The organism is Knoellia sp. 3-2P3, assembly GCF_029223115.1.
In the GTDB taxonomy this organism is placed as follows: domain Bacteria; phylum Actinomycetota; class Actinomycetes; order Actinomycetales; family Dermatophilaceae; genus Pedococcus_A.
Map to the genome: position 1 here is coordinate 61,430 of NZ_JARGZE010000002.1, position 21,291 is coordinate 82,720.

Annotated in this window: 23 protein-coding genes and 1 riboswitch; of the genes, 13 read left to right on the top strand and 10 right to left on the bottom strand. The window is 73.0% G+C overall.

Annotated elements, in window-relative coordinates:
• Window positions 1–15 precede the first annotated feature (15 nt).
• Complete coding sequence (locus tag P0Y31_RS05670) at window positions 16–513, bottom strand: Lrp/AsnC family transcriptional regulator (RefSeq protein WP_275867250.1); 498 nt, start codon at window positions 511–513, stop codon at window positions 16–18.
• A 96-nt stretch (window positions 514–609) separates the two neighbouring features.
• Here P0Y31_RS05670 and P0Y31_RS05675 point away from each other — a divergent pair, with 96 nt between their 5' ends.
• Window positions 610–1,827, top strand: coding sequence for a PLP-dependent transferase (locus P0Y31_RS05675; protein WP_275867252.1), 1,218 nt, complete (start codon window positions 610–612; stop codon window positions 1,825–1,827).
• Window positions 1,828–1,841: 14 nt separating this feature from the next.
• Here the strand turns inward: P0Y31_RS05675 and P0Y31_RS05680 are convergent, their stop codons facing one another.
• Window positions 1,842–2,870, bottom strand: coding sequence for a hypothetical protein (locus P0Y31_RS05680; RefSeq protein WP_275867254.1), 1,029 nt, complete (start codon window positions 2,868–2,870; stop codon window positions 1,842–1,844).
• 73 nt (window positions 2,871–2,943) lie between these two features.
• Here P0Y31_RS05680 and rpe point away from each other — a divergent pair, with 73 nt between their 5' ends.
• The 9 genes from rpe to P0Y31_RS05725 all read left to right on the top strand — a co-directional run bounded on the left by rpe (window position 2,944) and on the right by P0Y31_RS05725 (window position 9,700).
• Window positions 2,944–3,600 (top strand): ribulose-phosphate 3-epimerase, encoded by a 657-nt coding sequence (gene rpe / locus P0Y31_RS05685; protein ID WP_275867256.1) that lies wholly within the window; start codon window positions 2,944–2,946, stop codon window positions 3,598–3,600.
• Between the two features lie 77 nt (window positions 3,601–3,677).
• Window positions 3,678–3,806: riboswitch (FMN riboswitch) on the top strand.
• Window positions 3,807–3,929: 123 nt separating this feature from the next.
• The gene (gene ribD, locus P0Y31_RS05690) at window positions 3,930–4,976 is read left to right on the top strand and encodes a bifunctional diaminohydroxyphosphoribosylaminopyrimidine deaminase/5-amino-6-(5-phosphoribosylamino)uracil reductase RibD (RefSeq protein WP_345803629.1); all 1,047 of its coding nucleotides are present in this window, start codon (window positions 3,930–3,932) and stop codon (window positions 4,974–4,976) included.
• Entirely contained in the window at window positions 4,976–5,647 is a 672-nt protein-coding gene (locus P0Y31_RS05695) for a riboflavin synthase (protein ID WP_275867258.1), read from the top strand. The genes ribD and P0Y31_RS05695 overlap by 1 nt, the downstream gene beginning before the upstream one ends.
• The gene (locus P0Y31_RS05700; protein ID WP_275808089.1) at window positions 5,644–6,348 is read left to right on the top strand and encodes a nicotinamide mononucleotide transporter family protein; all 705 of its coding nucleotides are present in this window, start codon (window positions 5,644–5,646) and stop codon (window positions 6,346–6,348) included. The genes P0Y31_RS05695 and P0Y31_RS05700 overlap by 4 nt, the downstream gene beginning before the upstream one ends.
• Entirely contained in the window at window positions 6,345–7,571 is a 1,227-nt protein-coding gene (locus P0Y31_RS05705) for a bifunctional 3,4-dihydroxy-2-butanone-4-phosphate synthase/GTP cyclohydrolase II (protein ID WP_275867260.1), read from the top strand. The genes P0Y31_RS05700 and P0Y31_RS05705 overlap by 4 nt, the downstream gene beginning before the upstream one ends.
• Entirely contained in the window at window positions 7,568–8,053 is a 486-nt protein-coding gene (gene ribH / locus P0Y31_RS05710) for a 6,7-dimethyl-8-ribityllumazine synthase (RefSeq protein WP_275867262.1), read from the top strand. Before P0Y31_RS05705 ends, ribH begins: the two co-directional genes overlap by 4 nt.
• The gene (locus P0Y31_RS05715) at window positions 8,050–8,313 is read left to right on the top strand and encodes a phosphoribosyl-ATP diphosphatase (RefSeq protein WP_275867264.1); all 264 of its coding nucleotides are present in this window, start codon (window positions 8,050–8,052) and stop codon (window positions 8,311–8,313) included. The genes ribH and P0Y31_RS05715 overlap by 4 nt, the downstream gene beginning before the upstream one ends.
• 12 nt (window positions 8,314–8,325) lie before the next feature.
• Window positions 8,326–9,171, top strand: coding sequence for an ATP phosphoribosyltransferase (gene hisG, locus P0Y31_RS05720; RefSeq protein ID WP_275867266.1), 846 nt, complete (start codon window positions 8,326–8,328; stop codon window positions 9,169–9,171).
• A gap of 7 nt (window positions 9,172–9,178) precedes the next feature.
• Window positions 9,179–9,700 carry a PH domain-containing protein gene (locus tag P0Y31_RS05725; RefSeq protein ID WP_275867268.1) on the top strand — a complete coding sequence of 174 codons (522 nt, stop codon included), beginning with the start codon at window positions 9,179–9,181 and terminating at the stop codon, window positions 9,698–9,700.
• A 20-nt stretch (window positions 9,701–9,720) separates the two neighbouring features.
• Here P0Y31_RS05725 and P0Y31_RS05730 read toward each other — a convergent pair whose 3' ends face one another.
• The 6 genes from P0Y31_RS05730 to P0Y31_RS05755 form a co-directional block, all read right to left on the bottom strand.
• Window positions 9,721–10,914: an MFS transporter gene (locus P0Y31_RS05730; RefSeq protein WP_275867269.1), complete on the bottom strand. Its 1,194-nt coding sequence runs from the start codon at window positions 10,912–10,914 to the stop codon at window positions 9,721–9,723.
• 14 nt (window positions 10,915–10,928) lie between these two features.
• On the bottom strand, window positions 10,929–12,098 hold the full coding sequence (locus P0Y31_RS05735; protein WP_275867271.1) for an FUSC family protein: 1,170 nt from the start codon (window positions 12,096–12,098) through the stop codon (window positions 10,929–10,931).
• A 2-nt stretch (window positions 12,099–12,100) separates the two neighbouring features.
• Window positions 12,101–12,676 carry a DUF5655 domain-containing protein gene (locus tag P0Y31_RS05740; RefSeq protein WP_275808064.1) on the bottom strand — a complete coding sequence of 192 codons (576 nt, stop codon included), beginning with the start codon at window positions 12,674–12,676 and terminating at the stop codon, window positions 12,101–12,103.
• Window positions 12,677–12,790: 114 nt separating this feature from the next.
• Window positions 12,791–14,098 (bottom strand): HNH endonuclease signature motif containing protein, encoded by a 1,308-nt coding sequence (locus P0Y31_RS05745; protein WP_275867273.1) that lies wholly within the window; start codon window positions 14,096–14,098, stop codon window positions 12,791–12,793.
• Window positions 14,099–14,285: 187 nt separating this feature from the next.
• Window positions 14,286–15,110, bottom strand: a complete 825-nt coding sequence (locus tag P0Y31_RS05750; protein WP_275867274.1) for an alpha/beta hydrolase — start codon at window positions 15,108–15,110, stop codon at window positions 14,286–14,288.
• A gap of 82 nt (window positions 15,111–15,192) precedes the next feature.
• Complete coding sequence (locus P0Y31_RS05755; RefSeq protein WP_275867276.1) at window positions 15,193–15,771, bottom strand: (d)CMP kinase; 579 nt, start codon at window positions 15,769–15,771, stop codon at window positions 15,193–15,195.
• A gap of 31 nt (window positions 15,772–15,802) precedes the next feature.
• Here P0Y31_RS05755 and hisF point away from each other — a divergent pair, with 31 nt between their 5' ends.
• The gene (gene hisF / locus P0Y31_RS05760) at window positions 15,803–16,576 is read left to right on the top strand and encodes an imidazole glycerol phosphate synthase subunit HisF (RefSeq protein ID WP_275867278.1); all 774 of its coding nucleotides are present in this window, start codon (window positions 15,803–15,805) and stop codon (window positions 16,574–16,576) included.
• 8 nt (window positions 16,577–16,584) lie between these two features.
• On the opposite strand, the gene P0Y31_RS05765 is transcribed toward hisF, so the two are convergent.
• A complete protein-coding gene (locus P0Y31_RS05765; protein WP_275867280.1) occupies window positions 16,585–16,881 on the bottom strand; it encodes a DUF1905 domain-containing protein in 297 nt (98 codons plus the stop codon).
• 40 nt (window positions 16,882–16,921) lie between these two features.
• The gene (locus P0Y31_RS05770) at window positions 16,922–17,563 is read right to left on the bottom strand and encodes a TIGR03085 family metal-binding protein (RefSeq protein WP_275867282.1); all 642 of its coding nucleotides are present in this window, start codon (window positions 17,561–17,563) and stop codon (window positions 16,922–16,924) included.
• 70 nt (window positions 17,564–17,633) lie between these two features.
• Here P0Y31_RS05770 and P0Y31_RS05775 point away from each other — a divergent pair, with 70 nt between their 5' ends.
• Both P0Y31_RS05775 and P0Y31_RS05780 read left to right on the top strand, forming a co-directional pair.
• Entirely contained in the window at window positions 17,634–19,457 is a 1,824-nt protein-coding gene (locus tag P0Y31_RS05775; protein ID WP_275867284.1) for an ABC transporter ATP-binding protein, read from the top strand.
• On the top strand, window positions 19,454–21,235 hold the full coding sequence (locus tag P0Y31_RS05780) for an ABC transporter ATP-binding protein (protein ID WP_275867286.1): 1,782 nt from the start codon (window positions 19,454–19,456) through the stop codon (window positions 21,233–21,235). The genes P0Y31_RS05775 and P0Y31_RS05780 overlap by 4 nt, the downstream gene beginning before the upstream one ends.
• Window positions 21,236–21,291: the final 56 nt, after the last annotated feature.

Genomic DNA, 21,291 nt, shown 5'->3' on the forward strand with positions numbered 1-21,291 from the left:
GCGCGCAAGCGCCCTTCAGTGACGGGGTAGGACGCCGGCGCCGGGAATGACCTCGAACACCAGCTGGGTCTCGGTGTGGCGCACGGCGGGGTGCACGGTGATGTGCTCGAGCACGAGGTCGCGCAGGGCCGCCGCGGACTCGACGGCCACGTGCACGAGGTAGTCGTCCTCGCCCGCGACGTGGAAAATCGTCAGCGCCCCGGGGATGTCGGCCAGTGTCGCGTGGAAGCTCTTCACGTGGTCGCGGCTGTGGCTGCCGAGCCGCACCTTGATGACCGCCTGGATGCCGAGCCCGAGCGCGGCGGGGTCGACCTCCGCCCGGAAGCGGGTGATGACGCCGGCCTCGCGCAGGGCGCGGACCCGCTGGACGCAGGTCGACTCCGCGATGCCGACGCGGCTCGCGAGGGCGGCGTTGGTCAGCCGGCCGTTCTCCTCGAGCTCGGCGAGGATGCGCAGGTCGGTGCGGTCGAGAGCGCCAGTGCGCGGTTTCTTCGGCGACGACGGGGTGGCCACCCGTCGATTGTGCAGGAAGCCGCAGGATCGTGCGGATGGTCCTCGGGTTCTTCGGTGCCGGTTGAGACCAGTCGCGGAATCCGCGAGCCTGCGGCCATGAGCAGCCTGCGGGGCAATGGGGCCCCGGACCTAGCACACGACCTGACGCTCGACTCCCTCGCGGTGCACGCCGGCCGCGACGACCTCGTGACCCTGGGGGTCCATGCACCACCGCTCGACCTGTCGTCGACGAACCCGTTGCCGGGGGTGGACTGCGGCGGAGGGTCCTACGAGGCGATGGCCACGGGAGGGCACCCCACCGAGGGCGGCAACGTCTACGCCCGCCTGTGGAACCCCACGGTGGCCCGCTTCGAGTCCGCGCTGGCGTCGCTGGAGCGGATGGAGGAGGCGGTCGCGTTCTCGTCGGGGATGGCGGCGGTCACCGCGACCGTGCTGGCTGCCGCAGTCCGTTCACGCGAGGAGAGCGGCGCAGCGGTGGGCCACGTGGTCGCTGTCCGTCCGCTCTACGGCGGCACCGACCACCTGCTGGCGTCGGGGCTGCTCGGCGTCGAGACGACGTTCTGCAGCCCGTTCGGCGTCGCCGCGGCGCTGCGACCCCAGACCTGCCTCGTGGTGGTCGAGACCCCGGCCAACCCCACTCTCGAGCTGGTGGACGTCGCGGCCGTGGTCGAGGCGGCCCAAGGTCGCCCGGTGCTCGTCGACAACACCTTCGCCACGCCCGTGCTCCAGAACCCCGCCGACCAGGGCGCCTCGCTGGTGCTGCACAGCGCCACGAAGTACCTCGGCGGGCACGGTGACGCGGTCGGCGGCATCGTCGCCGGCGATGCCGACTGGGCTGCGGCCCTGCGCCGGGTCCGTGCCGTGACCGGCGGCATCCTGCACCCGATGGCCGCCTACCTGCTCCACCGTGGCCTGCCCACCCTGCCCGTCCGCGTGCGGTCGCAGCAGGCGTCGGCCGAGAAGATGGCGGCCTGGCTGTCGGCGCACCCCGCAGTGCGCCGGGTGTTCTACCCGGGCACGCCCGAGGGTGACCCCATGGGACTGGTGGGACGCCAGATGCGCGGCCCGGGAGCGATGGTGGCCATCCAGGTCGCCGGCGGCTACGAGCAGGCGGCGCGGGTGGCCGAGCGGGTGCGCCTGTTCACCCATGCGGTCTCGCTCGGCGGGGTCGACTCGCTCATCCAGCACCCGGCCGCGCTGACCCACCGGCCCGTGGCGCCCGAGGCCCGGCCGTCGGCCGACGTCCTGCGCCTGTCCATCGGGCTCGAGGACGCTGCCGACCTGCAGGCCGACCTCGAGCAGGCGCTGGGCTGAGGCTTCCCCGGCGCTCAGGAGTCGAGGGCAGCGTCAGCCTCGCGGACCCCCTCGACCTCCAGTGCTGCCAGGGCGTCGCGGATCTCGTCGGCAGCCGGCTTCTCGCCGAGGTCCAGCCGACGTCGCAGTGCCTCCTGCAGCCAGCGCCGAGCCTCCGCCGGCTGGCACAGGTGGAGCGACACCTGCGCAGTGGCGTGGGCCAGCTCGGCGTCGAGGGCGGGGGAGCCGCAGGACGAAGCATGATGGTGGGCCGCGCGCAGGTGCTGCTGGGCGCCCGCCGCGTCGCCGGAGGCAGCCACGGCCTGGGCGGCGACGGCGTGGGCCTCGGCCAGGCCGGGGGCGTTGTCCGGGCGTTGCTCCATGGCAGCCAGGCCCTGTGTGGTCAGGGCCACCGCCCGCACGACGTCCCCGGCGCGCAGCGCGATCTTGCCGAGCAGCACCTGGCAGTAGGCGCCGTCGACGTCGGCACCGGGAATGTCCAGGCGGGCGTTCAGGGCCGCGCTCTGGGTCACCAGCTCCGCGGCCTCCTGCAGCCGCCCCCGGCGCATCCGGAAGTCGCCGAGCAGCCGCAGCCGTCCGGACTCCTCGAGCAGGTCGAGGTGTGGCCCGCCCAGCAGCTCCTCGGCGAGCGCGTCGTCGCCGAGCTCGACCGCCACAGCAGCCCGCAGTCGCCTCACGGCGCCCGGCACGGGGCGGTCGCCCAGCATGGTGGCCGCTTCGAGGTACCGCCCGAGCCCGACCAGCGCCGCCGCCCGCATGAGCATCGGCGCCTGGGGGTCCGAGCCGCGGACCCGCGGGTCGAGGCGGTGCAGCAGCGCCAGCGCCACGGCATACCGACCGGTCTGGACCGCACTGGCCGCCTGGAGCACCCGCACGGCCGGCCGGTTCACTCGCGAGGGCAGCGGGTGGTCGAGCACTTCGGCGTGGCGGCCCTCTGCCGCAAGGGAGTTCAACGAGTTGACGATCCGCCGGTCGCGCGAGGTCGTCACCAGCGCATGGCTGAGCACCCAGATCGCCACCAGTCCCGAGATCAGCCACAGCACGCCCGAGATCGTGCATGACGACAGCGCTCCCTCGTCGTCGAAACGGCCCAAAACCAGCCGTTAGGGTGAGCACGTGCAGATCTCCCCGAGCATCCTGTCCGCCGACTTCGCCAACCTCGAGGCGGAGCTGAAGCGGATCAGCAACGCCGACTGGGCCCACGTCGACGTCATGGACGGCCACTTCGTGCCGAACCTGACCCTGGGCCTGCCCGTCGTCGAGGCGCTCGCCAGGGTCAGCCCCATCCCGCTCGACTGCCACCTCATGATCGACGACCCGGACCGCTGGGCGCCGCAGTACGCCGAGGCCGGGGGCACGTCGGTCACCTTCCACGTCGAGGCTGCCGCCGACCCCCGCCAGGTCGCCCGTGACCTGCGGACGGCCGGTGCCCGGGCGGGCATGGCGGTCAAGCCCGGCACGCCGTTCGCGCCCTACGAGGAGCTGCTGCCCGAACTCGACATGGTGCTCGTCATGACCGTCGAGCCGGGCTTCGGCGGGCAGTCGTTCATGGCCGACCAGATGCCGAAGGTGGCGCAGGTGCGCGAGGCCGTCCGGCGCCACGGCGGCGAGATCTGGGTGCAGGTGGACGGGGGTGTGTCCGCGTCGACCATCGAGCAGTGCGCCGAGGCGGGGGCAGACGTGTTCGTCGCCGGCTCGGCCGTCTACGGCGCCGACGACGCGGCAGGCGCGGTCGACGAGCTGCGCCGGCTCGCGGAGAAGCACCGGCACTGACGCGAGCGGGGCCTCGCGTGAGGACCATCACCCGGACGTGACCGCGACCTGCCCCAGCACCGGTGCCATACTGGCGGTACGTGCTCCGGGGTCGGTGCAATTCCGAACCGGCGGTGACAGTCCGCGACCCGACCGCAGCCAGCGGCCGGTTGACCTGGTGGAACTCCAGGACCGACGGTGAAAGTCCGGATGGGAGGCAGCACGCGCTGACAGCGGGACCGGTGGGTCTCGGGGTCGACATCCGTCGCCTCGAGCGCGCCGCCCTCGCCCTCCTGCACGTCCCCCCGGAGCTCGACGACCACGATCGTCTGGAGCCACAGGGAAGGACCATGGAGACGACCGCCGCGCAGGCAACCGACCTCGCCCACATGCGCCGTGCCCTCGAGCTGGCTGCGCGGGGACCGGCTGCTGACGCCAACCCCCGCGTCGGCTGCGTCGTCACGGACGTCGACGGTGAGGTGGTCGGCGAGGGCTGGCACCGCGGGGCCGGCACGGCCCACGCAGAAGTCGACGCGCTGGGCCACGCCGGTGAGCGCGCCCGTGGCGGCACCGCCTACGTGACCCTCGAGCCGTGCAACCACACCGGCCGCACGCAGCCGTGCAGCACGGCGCTGTATGCCGCGGGGCTGGCCCGCGTCGTCCATGCCCAGTCCGACCCCAACCCCCGGGCTGCTGGTGGCGCCGACGTGCTGCGGGGCAGGGGAGTGACCGTCGAAGGAGGAGTGCTGGCCGAGCAGGCGCACGCGCTGAACCGCTCCTGGACCCACCTCGTCACGACCGGCCGCCCCTGGGTCACCTGGAAGCTGGCGGCCACCCTCGACGGCCGCAGCGCCGCCGCCGACGGCACGAGCCAGTGGATCACCGGCGAGGCCGCCCGTGCCGACGTGCACCGGCTGCGCGCGGAGTGCGGCGCCATCCTGGTCGGCACCGGCACCGCGCTCGTCGACGACCCGCAGCTGACCGCCCGGCGCCCCGACGGCAGCCTCTACCCGCGCCAGCCGATGCGCGTGGTGATGGGGGAGCGGGAGCTGCCCGCGGGCGCAAGGGTTCTCGACGACGCGGCGCCCACGTGGCTGCTGCGCACCCGGGACCCCAAGGCCGTGCTGGGGGCCCTGGCCGACGCCGAGGTGCACCGGCTCTGGCTCGAGGGCGGCCCCACGGTCGCCGCCGCCTTCCTCAGCGCCGGTCTCGTCGACGAGGTCGTCGCCTACGTGGCGCCGGTGCTGCTCGGCCGGGGTCGGCAGGCCGTGACCGACCTCGGCATCACCACCATCGACGCCGCCCTGCGGCTGCGTCCCACCGACATCACCCTGATCGGTGACGACGTGCGCATCACCGCCGACCTGCACGACGCTTCCGCGAAGGAGGAGCACTGATGTTCACCGGCATCGTCGAGGAGCTCGGCGAGGTGGCCGCGATCGAGCCCGGCGCGGACTCGGCCCGGATGACCCTGCGCGGACCGCTGGTCACCAGCGACGCCGTCCACGGCGCCTCGATCGCCGTCAACGGGGTGTGCCTGACCGTCGTCGAGCACCGTGCCGGCGAGTTCACGGTCGACGTCATGGCCGAGACGCTGCGCCGTTCCAGCCTGGGGGCGCTGCGCCCGGGCGACCGTGTCAACCTCGAGCGGGCCATGGCGGCCAGCAGCCGGTTCGGCGGACACGTCGTCCAGGGCCACGTCGACGGCACGGCCGAGGTCGTCGAACGCGTGCCCGGTGACCGCTGGGAGGTGGTGCGGTTCAGCCTCCCGGACGACCTCGCGCGCTACGTCGTGGAGAAGGGCTCGATCACGGTCGACGGCGTGAGCCTGACCGTCGCCTCGGTCGACGACGATTCGTTCACCGTCTCGCTCATCCCCACCACGCTCGACCTGACGACGCTGGGCCGCAAGGGCGTCGGCGACCTCGTCAACCTCGAGGTCGACGTCCTGGCCAAGTACGTCGAGCGCCTGCTCACCGCGACCACGAGCCCCGGGACCCCCACGTCCACCTCACCGTCCACGTCCACTGCCTCCACCACGGCCCCCACAGCGAAGGACCCCGCATGAACATCCTCGAGTGGCTCTACGAGGCGCACGTGACCATCGCCGGTCACGACATCGCCTGGCGGGAGATCATCGGCAACGGCTTCGGGTTCGCCTCGGCCATCGGGGGCCTGCGTCGCCGGGTCTGGGCGTGGCCGGTCGGCATCGTCGGGAACGTGCTGCTCTTCACCGTGTTCATCGCGGCCACGTTCGACGCGCAAGCCCAGCAGCCGCTGTTCGGCCAGGCCGGACGCCAGGTGTTCTTCATCATCACCAGCGTCTACGGCTGGTGGCGGTGGAGCGAGCAGAAGAGGGCCCGGCACGACGCGAGCGGCCACGCGATCACGCCCCGCTGGGCCACGCCCCGCGAGCGGACGGCATACCTCCTGGCCGCCGCGGGCGGTGTGGTGGTGCTGCAGTGGGTCTTCTCGGTCGTGGGTGCGGGGTGGCCGGCGCCACGCTGGTACTACTGGTGCGACGCGTGGATCTTCGTCGGCTCGATGCTGGCGACCTACGCGATGGCGCGCGGCTGGAACGAGTTCTGGCTCGCGTGGATCGCGGTCGACCTCGTCGGTGTCCCGCTGTTGTGGCACTCCGGCTACTACCCGACGGCGATCCTCTTCATCGTCTACGGCGTCCTGGTCGTCTACGGGTTCTTCGTCTGGCTGCGCGCCTCGCGGGTCGAGGGCGCCGCAGCCCCCGAGCTCGAGGGGGCACGCGCATGAGCAGGCTGGCGACCGTCGAGGAGGCACTGGCCGCCCTGCGGTCGGGGCGGCCCGTGCTCGTCACCGACGACGAGGACCGCGAGAACGAGGGCGACGTCGTCCTCGCCGCCGAGACCGTCACGGCCGAGTGGATGGCGTGGACCATCCGGCACACCTCCGGCTACATCTGCGCGCCGATGACCGACGACGTGGCCGACCGGCTCGACCTGCCGCTGATGGTGCCCGACAACCGCGACCCGCTGCGCACCGCCTACACCGTGACGGTCGACGCGGCCGAGGGCGTCACCACCGGCATCTCCGCGGCCGACCGAGCCCACACCGTGCGCACCCTCGCCGACCCGGCGTCCACGGCCGACAGCCTGACCCGTCCCGGCCACGTCGTGCCCCTGCGTGCCAGGGAGGGCGGCGTGCTGGTGCGCCCCGGGCACACCGAGGCCACCGTCGACCTCTGCCGGCTCGCGGGACTGGCTCCGGTCGGGGCCATCGGCGAGCTGGTCAACGACGACGGCACGATGATGCGCCTCCCGGGGGTGCTCGCCCTCGGCGAGGAGCACGACCTGCCGGTCATCACCATCGAGCAGCTCGCGGCCTGGCGGCAGCGGCACGACAGGGTGCAGCGGCTGGCCGAGACGGTGCTGCCGACCGAGCACGGGACCTTCACCGTGACCGGTTTCCGTGACGTCATCACGGGCGACGAACACCTTGCGCTGGTCAGCCCGCGCGGGCTCGGCGGCAAGGCTCCGCTGGTGCGGCTGCACTCCGAGTGCCTCACCGGCGACATGCTCGGCTCGCAGCGTTGTGACTGCGGGCCCCAGCTGCAGCGAGCCCTGCAGCGGGTGGCCGCGGAGGGCGGTGTGGTGGTCTACCTGCGCGGCCACGAGGGGCGCGGGGTGGGGCTGCTCGCCAAGCTCCAGGCCTACGCCCTCCAGGACGCCGGTCTCGACACCATCGACGCCCAGGTCGAGCTGGGCCTGCCCGTCGACGCCCGCGAGTACGCGGCCGGGGCCGCCATCCTCACCGAGCTGGGCATCCACGCGGTGCGCCTGCTCACCAACAACCCGGTGAAGGTGAACGCCATGCGAGAGCACGGGATCGAGGTGGCGGCGGTCGAGCGGATCAGCATCGCGCCGGTCGCCAGCAACGCGACCTACCTGCGCACCAAGCGCGACCGGATGGGCCACGACCTCATCCTCGGCGCCCACGACTCCGGGGCCACGGCGTGAGCGGCAGGGGAGCCCCGGTCGTGACCGCGGACGGCACCGGCCTGCGGGTGGCCGTCGTCGCCGCGTCGTGGCACACCGTCGTCATGGACGGCCTCGTCAACGGGGCCCAGCGGGCGCTGCAGGAGTCCGGCGTCACCGACGTCACGCTCGTGCGGGTGCCCGGCACGGTCGAGCTGAGCGTCGCGTGCGCGCGTCTCGCACCCACACACGACGCGCTCGTCGCGCTCGGTGTCGTGATCCGTGGTGGCACACCGCACTTCGACTACGTCTGCTCGGGCGTCACGCACGGGCTGACCGACGTGAGCACCCGCACCGGCGTGCCCGTCGGCTTCGGCGTGCTCACCTGCGACGACGAGCAGCAGGCCCTCGACCGCGCAGGGCTGCCCGGCTCCTCGGAGGACAAGGGGCACGAGGCGGCCATGGCCGCAGTGGCCACGGCGGTGACCCTGGCCTCCCTGGCGCCCCGTACCCTTGTCCCGTGAAGACGTTCGATGAGCTTTACGCCGAGCTGACGGAGAAGGTGGCGACCCGGCCGGAGGGCTCGGGCACGGTCGCAGCCGTGGACGCTGGCGTGCACGCCATCGGCAAGAAGATCGTCGAGGAGGCCGCCGAGGTGTGGATGGCCGCCGAGCACGAGGGCAAGGACCGTGCGGCCGAGGAGATCAGCCAGCTGCTCTACCACCTGCAGGTGCTCATGAAGGCCTGCGACATCACCCTCGACGACGTCTACGCCCACCTGTAGGAAACACCACTCATGCTGCGAATTGCCGTGCCCAACAAGGGCTCTCTTGCCGAGTCGTCCGCCGAGATGCTGCGGGAGGCCGGCTACCGGGTCCGCCGCGACTCCAAGGAGCTCGTGCTCATCGACGCCGACAACGAGGTGGAGTTCTTCTACCTGAGGCCGCGCGACATCGCGGTCTACGTCGGATCCGGCACCGTCGACTGCGGCGTCACCGGCCGTGACCTGCTGCTCGACTCCGGCAGCGCCGCGATCGAGGTGATGACGCTCGGCTTCGGCGGGTCGACGTTCCGGTATGCCGGCCGGCCGGGCCAGTGCGCGTCGGTCGCCGACATCGCGGGGCACCGCGTGGCGACGAGCTACGCCGGCCTGGTGGAGAAGCACCTGGCCGAGCACGGCGTGAGCGCCCAGGTCGTGCGCCTCGACGGCGCCGTGGAGACCGCCATCACGCTGGGTGTGGCCGACGTCATCGCCGACGTCGTGGAGACCGGCGCCACCTTGCGCAGCCAGGGCCTCGAGGTCTTCGGGGAGCCCATCCTGCGCAGCGAGGCCGTGCTCATCCGCCGCGAGGGAACGCACGAGACGGCAGCGGTGGACGTGCTGCGCCGCCGGCTGACCGGCGTCATCACGGCGCGTCACTACGTGATGCTCGACTACGACGTGCCGGCCGCCCTCGTGGAGCAGGCGTGCGCGATCACGCCGGGCCTGGAGTCGCCGACCGTGTCGCAGCTGCAGAACAAGGAGTGGTCGGCCGTGCGCGCCATGGTGCCGCGCAACCGCACCAACGCGATCATGGACGAGCTCTACGACCTCGGCGCCCGGGCCATCCTCGTGACGGACATCGCCGCGTGCCGGCTCTGAGGGCCGGGTGAGCGTGCCACACCGAGCCGCATCCCGTGAGCCGGGGCAGGGACCCGGCGACTCGGGTCAGGGGGCCTTCGCCACCTTCCGCCCACGCCGGGGCAGGGTCGTCTCCGGGACGTTCGCCGTGCTGAGCGTGCTGGTGTTCGGCGTGATCGCGCTGCTGCTGCCGGGCCCGCCCGACGGACTCTGGCGACCGGCCGACCGGGTGCTGGTCGCCGCGGTCGGCCTGTCCATCGGGGCCCTGCTGTGGCGCTACGCGACCATCCGCGCCACCCCGACGCGGGAGGCGTTGACGGTGCGCAACCTGTTCACGACCCGCACCGTGTCGTGGCGCAGCGTGGTCGACCTGCGCTTCTCCGGCGGTGACCCGTGGGTGACCCTCGAGCTCGACGACGCCGACACCCTGGCCGTCATGGCCGTGCAGAAGGCCGACGGACCCTGGGGGCGTGCCGAGGCCAGCCGCCTGGCGGCGCTGGTCCAGGCCCTGGGCCCGAGCGCCCAGAGCCCCGAGGTCACCGCCGACTGAGGCGGGGCTCGGCCCGCTGGTCACCCCACTTGGCGCAGCCCCGGACGCAGCTGGCGGACCAGGGCGAGCTGCACGAGCATCACCGCGACGAGGGAGAGCCACACCGCGTCGAAGCCACCGGTGGCGTCGCGCACGGCGCCCATCGTGGTGGGGCCCAGTGAGGCGAGGGTGTAGCTGATGAGGAACGCCATGCCCGCCAGCCGGCCGCTGCCGGAGGGCGTCGCGCCGTAGTCGACGATGAGCACCAGGGCGAGCGAGAACGCCGCGCCCTGGCCGAGACCGAGCACGACCGCCCACACCCAGGGAGCCGCCTCCGGGGCCAGCCACAGGCCGAGCAGGCCGAGCAGCCCCAGACCACCCGCCCCGAGGAGGAGCATCCGGTGCTCGTGCACCCGGTCGGTGAGCATCGGGCCGACGAGGCCGGACACCAGCTGGGCGAAGGAGAACGCCGACAGCAGGTAGCCGGCGTGGGTGGGGGTCCAGCCCTCGGAGACGTAGGTGGGCGCCAGCCAGGCCAGCGAGGAGTAGAACTGCCACGACTGCGCGGCGAGGTAGGCCGCGACCAGCCAGGCGGTGGCGTGCCGCCACGGCAGGCGGTGGTCGACCGAGGCCGGCGGGTGGGCGGCCCGGTGCCGCTCGGCGCCCCGGGCCACGGGGAACCAGGCGAGCAGGCCGACGGCGCCGAGCAGCGACCAGGAGGCGAGCGACCCCTGCCAGGAGCCCAGCCAGTCCCGAAGGGGCACCGCCAGCGCCGAGGAGGCGGTGGCCCCACCCATCATGGCGAACATGTAGAGCCCGGTGACCAGGCCCGAGCGGCGCGGTGGGAACATCTCCTTGACCAGGCCGGGCAGCAGGGTGCCCCCCACGGCGATGCCGACCCCGGCGACGAACGTGCCGGCATACAGGGGCCACACGTGCCCTCCGAAGAACCGCAGCGCGGTGCCGACGGCGAGGCACGCGGCAGCGAGCTCCACCGCGCCGGCCGTCCCGACGCGGGCCGCCAGGCGCTGGGCCGAGGGGGCGAAGACGCCCATGCAGAGCACCGGCAGGGTGGTCAGGGCGCCCATCGCCGCGTTGGACAGGCCCAGGTCGCTCGAGATGGTCTGCACCAGCGGCGGGACACTCGCCATGACGGTGCGCAGGTTGGCGGCCACGGCCACCAGACCGAGGACCATGACCCACAGCGGTGGCAGGTGGTGGCGCTCAGAGCTCACCGGCGCAGTCTGCCTCAGCGGTCGGTGAGCTCCTCATCGGGGTCGTCGGGGCCCTCGCCACCCATCGACTCCGGCATGTACTCCCGAGCCTCCTCGTACGGCAGGCCCGTGAGCATGAGGAGGTCGACGACCATGGAGCGGATCTGCGCCCGCATCACCTCGCTGGAGAGCCCGGCCGTCGGGTCGATGACGGCGCTGACCTCAGCGATGGCGGCCAGGCCCCGGCGGGAGTGCTCGGGGATGCGGCGCTCCTCGAGCTCGCCGGCGATCTCCTCGGTCGCCTCCGCCAGGCTGGTGAGCAGGCCCAGGTATGCCGCGGGCACCGGTTCGCGGCGCCACGTGGCGATCGAGGCCCTGCGCACCAGCACGCGCAGGTTGCGGATGGCGCGGTCGAGGGGCTCGAGCAGCCCCGCGATGACCTGCACCGACGGCAGGTCGCGGCGTCGGAAGGGAGACAGGCGCACGACCGCCATGCCCTCCTCCGAGGCCGAGCGCAGGTCGCTGAGCATGGACTCCGAGGCGCGGGCCCGGCTCAGGGTCCGTGAGGCGAGGTCGTGGTCGCCCTCCCGGAGCGCCCGCTCGGTGTCCCGCAACATCGCGGCCAGCTCCCGCACCACTGCCGCTGCGCGCTGGCGCGGACGGCGCACCGGTGCCGCGGGTGCGAGCAGCGTCAGGGCGAGGGCGAGAGACCCGCCGATGACGGCGTCGATCCAGCGCGAGAACGCCTCGCCCGGCTGGGCGACCAGGGTCGTGACGATGACCGCCTGCAGCCCCGCCTGGGTGATGAGGAGCAGACCGGCTCCGAGCAGGGTCGCCACGCTCATGGCCAGCACGGCGACGACGGTGATCTGCCAGGCCCCGGAGCCGAAGAAGTGGGTGAAGATGTCACCGATCAGCACGCCGATCGCCACGCCGAGCATGACGTCTGCGACGCGCCGGACCCGCTGGCCGTAGGACATGCCGAGGCAGATGACCGCGGTGACAGGCGCGAAGAACGGCTCCCGGTGGTGCAGCACGTCACTGGCGATGTACCAGGCGGCACTGGCGCCGATGGCGCACTGCAGGATGAGGAAGCTGCGCTGGCGCAGCCGCTGCAGCCTGGCCCGCAGCTCGGAGCGTGACCGCCGCGCAGCGCGCGGTGCCAGACCCCCGGGACGGGGGAAGAGTCGGTCCCCTGTGGGCACGCTCAGGCGTTCTGCTCGTATGCCGCCTCGAGGAGCGGCTCGAGGGAGCGCAGGTCGTCCTCGTCGGCGTCGGCCGGCAGGTGCAGCCAGTGCGTGGCCTGGGCGAACCCCTTGGCGGGGGAGAGGCGCTCGTCATCGGGTACGGTGCCGCGGAACCGGAAGCCGACGCGCACCGTGTCACGGGGACCGGGGGCCACGGCGACGAACTGCGTCTTGCGGACCACCGGGATGTAGGTGCTGCGGCCCTCGCGGTGGGCATCGTCGCCCAAGCCCTCGGCGAGGGCGATGACGGCGTCGTGCACCGGTCGCAGGTGGGCCTTCGCCCCCGAGTAGAGGTTGTCCGTGTAGGTGTCGGTGTCGGGCCGGACCCAGCCGGCGTTGCGCGCGGCAGCGTCGGCGATGGCCCACTGGGAGTTCTGGGGCACGCCGTGCACCTCCTTGAGCCACGCGCGCACGGACCTCTGGTCCAGCGGATCGAGCCCCGCCTTGTGCACCTCCTCCACCCAGTCCTCGAGGGTGCGACCGGTGCGCTCCTCCAGGGAGGCGGTGACCGCGGCCATCATGTCTGCCGGTTCCATGCGGCGATTATGGCGGGCGACACCGCCGGCCGCGCCGTGCGACGTGCTCGAGGCCGCATCCTGTTCGGCGCAGGGGTGGGGCCCCGCCGGCGGTTGGCGGGGTGTGGGGCGGGGTCACGCTGGCTCCTGGGCGGCGCGACGGGCCAGGAGCTCGTCGTAGGACCCGCGGACCAGGTCCCACTCGACCCGTTCGCCGTGCGCGTCGCGGACGACCCGGCCGGCGTAGCGGCGGGTGTGCACGATCGTGTGGTGCCGCTCGCACAGCAGGGCGGCGTTGTCGAGGCCCGAGGGGCCGAGGTCTGCCCAGTGGGCAAGATGGTGGGCGTCGGTCCACTGCGGCGGGGCGTCGCAGCCCGGGTAGGTGCAGCCCCCGTCGCGCAGCCAGAGCCGTTTGGTCTGGGCGTCGGTGAAGTACCGCTTCTCCAGGCCCCAGTCCATCACCTCGCCCTGGCCGTTCAGGACGATCGGGATGACGGAGCCGTCGCAGCACAGCCGCCGGACTGTTTCCGGGGCGAGGTGGGTGCCGGCGTCGAGCCCGCCCAGGGTGGTGGCCGCGCCCAGCCCGTCGCGCAAGGACTCCCAGTCCATGGTGAGCAGCAGGGTCGTCTTGTTCGTCTTGCCGACCTCGTCACCGGCCGCGACCGCCCGCCGGACCAGGGTCACCAAGGCGTCGCCGCGCCTGCGGTCGCTGGAGCGCAGGTCGCGTTCGCCGTCGACCGGCTTCGGCGCCGACAGCGGGCCCAGCGCGGCCTCCAGGACTGCCTTGCCCTCGACGTCGAGGGTGAGCCGGTACTCGAACGTGTCGGTCCCGGTGTCCCTCGGCTGGGACAGGGCGATGAAGGACTTGCCCAGGTTCTGCTGGTCCTGCAGGACGTCGGTCAGCCCGTAGCGGGCCAGCATCGCCGGGCGCAGCTGCCGGCAGGCCCGCGGGCCCTGTTCGGCGGCCAGGCCGATCAGCCCCTCGAGCACGTGCGGTTCGGCGCCCTCGGCCAGCAGCGGCCGCAGCTTCTCGAGCTCGGACACGACCGCGGCAGCGGAGGTCGCCGGCAGCCGGCCGGTGTCCACCGCCTCCTTCACGGGGGCGTTGACCCGCTTCTGGAACGCCTGCGCGACGCTGACGATCGCGCCCGCCCCACCGGCCCGAGTCGACGGCGCATGGTGGCGCACCCACTGGGTCACCGACATCGCCGCGGGTCCACCAGAGGTCTCCCCGCGCTCCATCGCCTCACCGACCACCGCCACCCGTCCGGCCTCGCCGGCCACGACCAGCGCGTCCACCTCGCTCAACAACCCAGCCAGCCCGTCCGGACCACCGCCCGACGGCGCCTGCCACAGCACGTCGCCGAGGGCAGCCATCGCCGTCCGGGCAGCCGCGAACCGCTCGCGGCACTCGGCCATGCTCAGCTGCTGCTTCCCCTCCATGACGACCACAGTAGAGCCGACCACCGACAAGCCAGGGTGACTGGATGCGATCGACAAGCGTTGTGCCACAACGAGATGCGACGGCATACCTGCCCATTCAGTGCAACCCGAGGACGGGCGCCTGTGGACGGAGTGACGTCACTCGCCGGGGTGTGGACCACCGCCTGTTCGAGCTGGCGAGCCGCGACTAGCCGTGCGACTGGCTGGCGAGCACCACGGTCTCCATGAAGCGGGTCGCGTCGTTGGCCACGCGGCCGGGCTGCTCCCACAACACGAGGTGTCCGGTGTCCTCGTAGACGAGCAGGCTGGAGTTCTCGATCGAGCGCACCAGCGCCTCCTGGCTCGCCCGCGAGAGCGTGCGGTCGTGGGCTCCCCAGATAACGAGCCCCGGGCCGCGCAGCTTCTGCCGCAGGGTGGGCGGTTCCGCCTCGACGAGTCCCTGGAAGGTCTTGCGCCAGACCAGTGCAGGCACCTGCAGCCCGTCCTGGACGCGGTCCCTCAGGTACCACTCGGGCACCCGTGCGTACAGGGGGAACCACGACAGCGACGCCCGCACCCAGCCGGGGTCCACCGGGTCGCGCAGCGCCTCCACCTCGTCGGCGAAGGGGAGCCGGGTGCGCAGGCTGTGCGGGGCTCCGACGAGCACGAGCCCCGACACCCGCAGGGGGTGCAGCCGTGCGACCTGCTGGGCGACGTAGCCGCCGCTCGAGGAGCCGAGCAGCGTGGCGCGCTCGATGCCGAGGTGGTCCAGCACGGCGGCGACGTCGTTGGCGAAGTCCATGAGCCGGTACCCGTCCGGGGGTCTCGACGCCCCGCCGTGCCCCCGCTGGTCGAAGGCGACGACACGCAGCCAGCGCGGGAAGCGGGGGACGAGTCGGTCGAAGCTCCCCGTCGCCTCCGCCCAGGCGTGGAGCAGCACGAGGACGGGCCCCGTCGGGTCCCCCTGTTCCGTGACCGGCACCGTCACCCCGGTGGGCAGGGTGACGCGTTCCCGGTGGCCGAGCTGGCCCACGTCTCGCAGGCTAGGTGCGCCCCGGAAGCCCCCGACAGATGCAGAAGGACGAGGTTCGCGGGGCAACGGTCCCGTGCCCGCCTCAGCGCAGGGGCACGTACCCGTCGGCGGTGGTGTCGACCACCAGGTGGGCGCGGGCCCGGGTGCCGTCCGCGGCATACAGCCTCTGTTCCTGTGCCGCCCAGCGGTCCCAGAACGGCTCGTATGCCGCGTCGCGCGCCAGGCCGCGCGCGTGCCGGACCGCCTCGTCGGCCTCCACCCACACCAGCGTCGACACCGCTGCACCCACCGGGTGGACCCCCGAGCCGCAGCCCTCGAGGACGACGACCTCGCTGGCCGGCACCTGCACCCAGGGGCCGTACCGGCCGGCCACCCAGTCCCACGTCCGGTAGCGTGCGGGCCGCCCCGCAGCCAGTGGCTCGGCGACCCACTCCTGGGCCCGCTGGACACCCTCGGAGAGGCCGTCCCAGCCGGGGTAGAGGTCGTCCATGTGGATGGTCGGGGCGAAGAGCGCCTCGGCGACCCTGCGGGCGAGGGTGGTCTTGCCCGCGCCGCTGGGGCCGTCGATGGCCACCAGCCGGGTTGTGCCGCAACGCGGTTCGCTGGTGTCGACCAGCGTGATGATGGCGGCCAGCCGCTCAGCCATGAGGTCGCCCGCCATGGTCGGCAGCCTAGACGGATACCCTTTGCGGGTGAGCGTCGCCACCCGTGTCATCCCCTGTCTCGACGTCGACGCCGGGCGTGTGGTCAAGGGCGTGAGGTTCCAGGACCTGCGGGACGCGGGTGACCCGGTCGAGCTGGCCAAGGCCTACGACCGCCAGGGCGCGGACGAGCTGACCTTTCTCGACGTGACGGCGAGCAGCGGCAACCGCGAGACGACCTACGACGTCGTGCGCCGCACGGCCGAGCAGGTGTTCATCCCGTTGACCGTCGGTGGGGGAGTGCGCACCGTCGACGACGTCGACAAGCTGCTGCGCGCCGGTGCCGACAAGGTCGGTGTCAACACCGCAGCCATCGCGCGCCCCGAGCTCATCCACGACATCGCCGCCCGTTTCGGAGCCCAGGTGCTGGTGCTGTCCGCCGACGTGCGGCGTCGCCGGGCCGACGACGGCAGCCTGCTCGGCGGGTTCGAGGTGACGACCCACGGGGGTCGCACCGGCACCGGCATCGACGCGATCGAGTGGTGTGCCCGGGCGGCCGAGCTCGGGGCGGGGGAGATCCTGCTCAACTCGATGGACGCCGATGGCACCAAGGACGGCTACGACCTCGAGCTCATCCGCGAGGTGCGCCGCGAGGTGCACATCCCGATCGTCGCCAGCGGCGGGGCCGGCGCGGTGGAGCACTTCGCCCCGGCAGTCCAGGCGGGGGCCGACGCCGTGCTCGCCGCCAGCGTGTTCCACTTCGGCGAGCTGACCGTCGGCGAGGTGAAGGCCGCGATGCGCGCCGAGGGCATCTGCGTGCGCTGAGCGCCCGGCTACTCGAGGATGTCGAGGTCGACCTCGACGGGTTCGCCGTCCTCGAGTCCCTCCGCACGCCGGACCGCTTTCTTCACCGGCAGCACGTAGCTCCCGCTGCCCGCGTCGGGGAACACCGACGTCGCCCAGGTGGTGTTCCCGACGGTCGCCCTGACCCGCACGGAGCCGAAGCCGCGATGCGGCCGGGGCCGCTCACGGACGACCTCGGCGGCGTCGGCCGACAGCGTCAGGAAGTACCAGCCGCCGTCCGGTTTCCAGGGCCAGAGCTCGGCGGTGAAACGGCAGGTCGCGCCCATGGCTCGATGCTAGGCGTGGACACCGACACCCGAGACCGCGTCAGGCCAGGCCGAGCGGGCTGGCGTGCAGGGCCTCGACCGCCTCGGGGGCGCCCTGGGGCTCGACCGCGGCCACCTGCGGACGCCCGAACCCGAACAGCACCAGCTCGCTCGGCGCGCCCTGGAGGATCACCGTGCCCAGCCCGGTCGGGCCGTGGACGGTGTGGCGGCCGTGCCCGGGGGCGATGAGCACCACGCCGGCGCGGGCCCGGCGGAAGAGCAGCCGCCCGATGCGACCGAGGGAGGTCCACAGGGCGGCCTGCAGGTCGTCGCCCACCTCGCGCTGGGGTCCCGTGGCCTCGGCCCGCAGGACGTCCTCGTGGTGCACGAAGAACTCGAGCAGGTTGGTGGCCTCGTCGACCGGGCCGAGCCGCGTCGGCCACCAGATCGGGGGGCCGGACCGCACCAGGTGCACCAGCTCGGGCCACGGCTTCGCCGCGTAGTCGCGCTGCACCCGCTCGGTGCGGGCGCGCAGGCCGGGCAGGACGATGCCGGCCGCGAGGTCGGGCCGCCGCTCCCGGATGACGAGGTGCGCGGCGAGCTCGGAGGTGTCCCAGGGTGAGCACAGGGTCGGCGCGTGGGGACCCAGCGCCTCGAAGGTGTCGCAGAGGGCGGCGCGCTCGGCCTGGGCGTGATGGGTCATGCGGGCCATCATGCCTGCCGCGTGAGAGGCTTGCTCCCCGCCCCCTCCACCGCTTTCCCCAGGAGCACGTGTGTCCACTGCGGCCGTGCCGACGCTGCGGCGCAGCTTCGGCATCATCGGCATCGGGGTGCGCCGGCAGCCCTGGTGGTTCGCCCTGGCCGTCGCCGGCAGCGCCCTGTACGGCGTGATGACCGTCGGCACCGCCTGGGTCATCGGCAAGGTCACCCGCGACTACGTCACCCCCGCGGTGCAGGCCGGGGAGGTCACGGCCGACCAGCTGCTCGCCATCGGCGGGTGGATGGCCGGGGTGGTGCTCCTCAACGTCATCGGTGTCGTCATCCGCCGCGTCGCGGCCGGCATCACGATGTACAACGTCGGGGCGGACTTCCGCCGCCAGGTCACCCGGCAGTACCTCCGCCTGCCGCTGTCGTGGCACCACCGGCACCCCTCGGGGCAGCTGCTCTCCAACGCCAACGCCGACGTCGAGGCCACGTGGAACGTGTTCGCGCCGCTGCCGATGGCGCTCGGCGTCGTGATCATGCTCGTCGCCGGGATCGTGCAGATGCTGGCCGTAGACGAGGTGATGGCGCTCATCGGCCTGACGGTCTTCCCGGCCCTGTTCCTGGCCAACATGGTCTTCCAGCGCCACATGTCCCCCCGGGTCACCCGAGCTCAGCAGCTGCGCGCCGACGTCTCCGAGGTGGCGCACGAGAGCTTCGAGGCGGGCCTCGTGGTCAAGGCGATGGGTAGGGAGGCAGAGGAGGCCGAGCGGTTCGCCGCCGTCGCGAACGAGCTGAGGGACGCCAACATCGCGGTGGGTCGAACCCGCGGCACCTTCGACCCGGTGATCGAGGCGATCCCGACCATCGGCACCCTGCTCGTCCTGGCCGTCGGCACGGGACGGGTCGCGAGCGGCGACATCACACCGGCCGAGGTGGTCCAGATGGCCTACCTCATCTCGATCCTCGCCTTCCCCGTCCGCGCCCTGGGCTGGGTGCTCGGTGAGCTGCCCCGCACCGTCGTGGGCTGGGACCGGGTCGACGCGGTGCTCCGGGCCACGGGGGAGATGGCCTACGGCCAGCGCGACATCCCGCAGGAGGGGGCCTCCGCCGCCCACCTCAGCGGGGTCGACTACCTCTACGACGTCGTCGACGAGCAGGGGCACGTCTCGCAGCACCAGGCCATCCACGGCGTCACCATCGAGGTGCCGGCGGGGTCGACGACCGCGCTGGTCGGTCCGACGGGCTCGGGCAAGTCCACCCTCACCAACCTCACGCTGCGGCTCGTCGACCCGCACCGGGGGTCGGTCACCATCGACGACGTCAACGTCCGAGAGGTCACCCGCGGCGGCGTCCCCTCCGTCGGGGTGCTGGTGCCGCAGCAGACCTTCATGTTCGACGACACGGTGCGCGGCAACGTCACCCTCGGCGCCGACTTCACCGACGACGAGGTCTGGGAGGCCCTGCGCATCGCCCAGGCCACCGGTTTCGTCCAGCACCTCGAGCACGGGCTCGACACCCGCGTGGGCGAGCGCGGCGCCAGCCTCTCGGGCGGCCAGCGGCAACGAATCGCCCTGGCCCGAGCGGTGATCCGCCGTCCGCAGCTGCTCGTCCTCGACGACGCGACGAGTGCCGTCGACCCCTCCGTCGAGCAGTCGATCCTCTCCGCGCTGCGGCAGTCCAGCGCCGGCACCACCGTCCTCGTCGTCGCCTACCGCATGTCGACCATCGTGCTCGCCGACGAGGTCATCTACCTCGAGCGGGGCCGGGTCGTCGACCACGGCACCCACGGCGAGCTGCGCACGAGGTGCGAGGGTTACGAGCGGCTCGTCACGGCATACGCGCGGGAGGCCGCGGAACGAGCCGCTGTCGCGGCCGACGAGGAGGCCCGGTGAGCACCACGATCGGCTCCACCTCCCACCTCGGCACCCGGGCGACGCTGCGCCGCGGGCTGGAGCTCTCGCCCGAGCTGCGCCGCGGCCTGGGCGTCACGCTGGTGCTGGCCGGCCTCACGACCTTGGGACGGGTGGTCGTCCCGCTCGCCGTGCAGCAGGTCACCGACCACGGCCTGCTGGCCGAGGGCGGCCCCGACACCGCGCTGGTGTGGCGCTACGTCGGGCTGGCGGCGGTGGCGGTGCTGCTCACCGCCCTGACCTCGTATGCCGTGAACGTCCGCCTGTTCCGCGCCTCGGAGTCGGGCCTGGCGACGTTGCGGCTCAAGGCCTTCCGTCACGTGCACGACCTGTCGATGCTGACCCAGAACACCGAGCGGCGCGGGTCGATGGTCTCCCGCGTGACGTCCGACGTCGACACCATCTCGATGTTCGTCCAGTTCGGCGGCATCCTGCTCATCCTCAGCCTCGGCCAGATCGCGATCGCCACGGCGCTGATGCTGGTCTACAGCCCGGCCCTCACCGCCGTGGTGTGGCTGTGCTTCCTGCCGCTGCTGCTGGTCATCCGCCGCTTCCAGACGGCGGTGGGCCGGGCCTACACCCAGGTGCGTGAGCGCGTCGGTGACATGCTGGCCGCCATCTCCGAGTCGGTGGTGGGGGCCGCGACGATCCGCGCCTACGGCGTTGAGGAGCGCACGGCGGCCCGCATCGACGAGGCCGTCGAGGCGCACCGGAAGGCCGCGGTGGGCGCGCAGATCCGCTCGGTCGTGGCCTTCTCCTCCGGGCAGCTGGTCGCCGGCCTCACCCTGGCCGTCGTGCTGGTCGTGGGCACGGTGCTGGCCACCCGCGACGCGCTGACCCTCGGCCAGCTGCTGGCCTTCCTCTTCCTCGTCAACCTGTTCACCCAGCCGGTGATGCAGGCCACCGAGGTGCTCAACGAGCTGCAGAACGCCGTCGCCGGGTGGCGGCGCGTCATCGGCGTCATCGACACGCCCGCCGACGTGGCCGACCCCGGCGACGAGGGCGAGGTGCTGCCGCGCGGGCCGATCACCGTCGACTTCGACGGGGTCTCCTTCGCCTACCCGGGCGGCGCGACGGTGCTCCACGACGTCAACCTCCACATCGCGCCGCGCTCCCGCGTCGCGGTCGTCGGCGAGACCGGTTCGGGCAAGTCGACGCTGGCCAAGCTGCTGACCCGCCTCATGGACCCCACCGAGGGCGTCGTGCGCCTCGACGGCGTCGACGTGCGTCACGTCCGCTTCTCGTCGCTGCGCGAGCGCGTGGTGCTCGTGCCGCAGGAGGGCTTCCTCTTCGACGCCTCGCTGCTCGAGAACATCCGCTTCGGACGACCGGACGCGACCGACCACGACGTGCGTCTCGCCCTGACCGAGCTCGGTCTCGCCGACTGGCTCGACGGCCTGCCCCGCGGCCTGCTGACCGACGTCGGCCAGCGTGGCGAGTCGCTGTCGGCCGGGGAGCGGCAGCTGGTGGCGCTGGCCCGGGCCTACCTCGCCGACCCGGACCTCCTGGTGCTCGACGAGGCCACCTCGGCCGTCGACCCGTCCACCGAGGTCCGTCTCCAGCGGGCGCTGGAGGGGCTCACTCGGGGCCGCACGTCGATCGCCATCGCGCACCGGCTCTCCACGGCCGAGGCGGCCGACGAGGTCGTCGTCGTCGACGCCGGACGCGTCGTCGAGCGCGGACCGCACCGCGACCTCGTCCGCAACAACGGCGTGTACGCCGCGCTGCACGCTTCGTGGGCCGCCCAGCAGCGCCACTGACGCCGCTGCACCTTTATCGGGTCACCCGATGAAGGTGCGCTTGACCCGAGGTGCCA